Origin of the sequence: Vibrio sp. 10N.261.52.A1 (genome assembly GCF_002876325.1) — a bacterium.
Classification (GTDB): Bacteria; Pseudomonadota; Gammaproteobacteria; order Enterobacterales; family Vibrionaceae; genus Vibrio; species Vibrio chagasii.
Genome location: NZ_MCYD01001342.1, coordinates 1 through 2,415, shown reverse-complemented (window position 1 = coordinate 2,415; position 2,415 = coordinate 1). Strand labels below are relative to the sequence as shown.

The window sequence follows — 2,415 nt, the reverse complement described above, 5'->3', positions numbered from 1 at the left end:
CGATAATTCAGGGAATTCTTTGAGCTTCCCTAGCGAATTTAAAGGAGTGACTTGTGAATAAAGCAAAACAAATATTTTTGATAGTGGGACTGCTAGGTCTATTAGTTGGCTGGTTAACCACTTTAATACCTCAAGCGCACCTAAAAGGGCATTATTTAGCCAATACCGCTTCGATAGTAAATCCGCCCGATAAAATCATTTATAATCAGGCTTCAGTTAATATCGAATTTAAGAAAAATAATGCCTATGAACTGCTCTATGTCTCGACTAAAGAAGCGGGCTTTACTTCATCAGGTACTTACGCGGTTAGCCAACATGATATTTCGTTAGACGAAACTCAACATGAGCAGATCATTCCTAATCGAGATCTCACGTTTTACGAGAAAGTCATGATCAGTGAAGGCGCTGTTCTCTCTTCAGATGCGATGACTTACATTCCGTTGAACGATGAAGAGCTATTACTGGTGACCCAACGTGGATTAATTCATTTTTGCAAAAAGGTCATCTGTGCTGAGTTACCTGCATATTCTAATTCAGAGCCTGAATTGGATATCAATTAAATACAGGCTCCGTATGTGAAAAGCGCTCGTGACTAACAACCTCTAGTTGCGAGCGATTCATCCCAATGATGACGCCTAGCTATCCTCAATCAAGTAGGCGTCAGATCGTGAAAACAGCCACCTATTATGTGAATAATAGCCCTTTCCTGGTCATTTCCGTCACTAGGCTGACAATCCTGGCATTTTATAAACCTCGCGAACCATATGCAACAACACCACCCAAAAGTGATCCAAGTTATATTCTAACGAACGATAAAATTTGTTTATTAACAACTAAATAACAGTAGTTAATCACGATTTACAACCACAATTAACATCAAAAAAAATGTTTGTCTTAGATCATATCAACCTCAACTATGCCTCGTGCAACAGTGCAGTTTTCTGTACATTCATTGTCATATTCTGAAACAGTTTCTTATATTTTTTTAAACTTTGTGGAGATTTCTATGTTAGAACTCTTGATCGGATTAGTGGTTACCGTCGCTGTTGGTTACTTTATTGTAAAAGGCTATAAGGCGGCGGGCGTATTACTAACAGCTGGCCTTGCTCTTCTTCTTATTACTGGCCTTATTGGTCACACAGTCTTACCAGTTAAGATAGCTTCAACAGGTAACATGGTTACCGATTCACTAGAATTCGTTAAATACATGCTTCAGTACCGTGGCGGCGGCCTAGGTATGCAAATCATGCTTCTTTGTGGTTTCGCTTCTTACATGACGCACATCGGCGCAAACAACGTGGTAGTGAAACAGTTCTCTAAGCCACTGTCTGTTATCAAATCTCCATACGCACTGCTTGTTGCTGCGTACATTGTAGCGTGTCTGATGTCTCTAGCAGTAAGTTCTGCAACGGGCCTTGGCGTGCTATTGATGGCTACCCTATTCCCAATGATGACGGCAATGGGTATTTCTCGCCCAGCTGCGGTTGCGGTATGTGCATCTCCGGCGGCTATCATTCTTTCACCAACATCGGGTGACGTAGTTATCGCTGCAGAGAAATCAGGTTTAGACCTAGACGTATTCGCGGTTCAAACGGTACTGCCAGTGTCAATCTGCGCAATCATCGTAATGGCTGCAGCGGCTTTCTTCTGGAACAAATACCTAGATAAGAAAGAAAACACGCCAATGGAAAAAGTTGATGTTTCTGAGATTGAAACAACAGCGCCTGCTTTCTATGCGGCTCTTCCTTTCCTACCTATCATCGGTGTTTTCCTATTCAACGGCCGTACCATTCCAGGGCTTAAGCTAGACATCTACACTATCGTAGTTGGCTCAATTTTCGTTGGTGCACTTGTTGATTACGTTGTGAAGAAATTCGACGGTGAAAAGACGCTAGAAGATCTAGATTCTTGTTACCAAGGTATGGCGGACGCATTTAAAGGCGTTGTAATGCTGTTAGTTGCGGCAGGTGTATTTGCTCAAGGCCTGATGTCTATCGGTGCAATTGATAACCTAATCGGTCTTGCTGAAGCAGCAGGCGCTGGCGGCATCGCACTAATGCTTATCCTCACAGGTCTAACGGTTGCTGCGGCAATTGCGACAGGTTCTGGTAATGCACCTTTCTATGCATTCGTTGAGCTTGCGCCTTCACTGGCTGCGAAGATGGGTCTAAACCCTGCGTTCCTTATTATCCCAATGCTTCAAGCATCAAACCTAGGTCGTACTATCTCTCCAGTATCTGGCGTAGTGGTAGCAACTTCAGGCATGGGTAAAATTAGCCCATTTGAAGTGGTAAAGCGTACCTCTGTACCAGTCATCTGCGGCCTTATCACGGTTATCTTCGGAACACTTGTTCTAGTACCAATGGCAGCTTAAGTTGTTAATAGTTATACAGATATATAATGCCTAAACAAAAA

At 42.7% G+C, this 2,415-nt stretch carries 2 protein-coding genes; both read left to right on the top strand.

Translation table 11 applies throughout. From position 1 onward, the window contains the following. Positions 1-53 precede the first annotated feature (53 nt). Positions 54-560, top strand: coding sequence for a hypothetical protein (locus BCT81_RS27605; protein ID WP_102426525.1), 507 nt, complete (start codon positions 54-56; stop codon positions 558-560). A 446-nt stretch (positions 561-1,006) separates the two neighbouring features. Beyond that, positions 1,007-2,374, top strand: a complete 1,368-nt coding sequence (gene dcuC, locus BCT81_RS27600) for an anaerobic C4-dicarboxylate transporter DcuC (protein ID WP_102426524.1) — start codon at positions 1,007-1,009, stop codon at positions 2,372-2,374. The last annotated feature ends 41 nt before the right edge of the window (positions 2,375-2,415 follow it).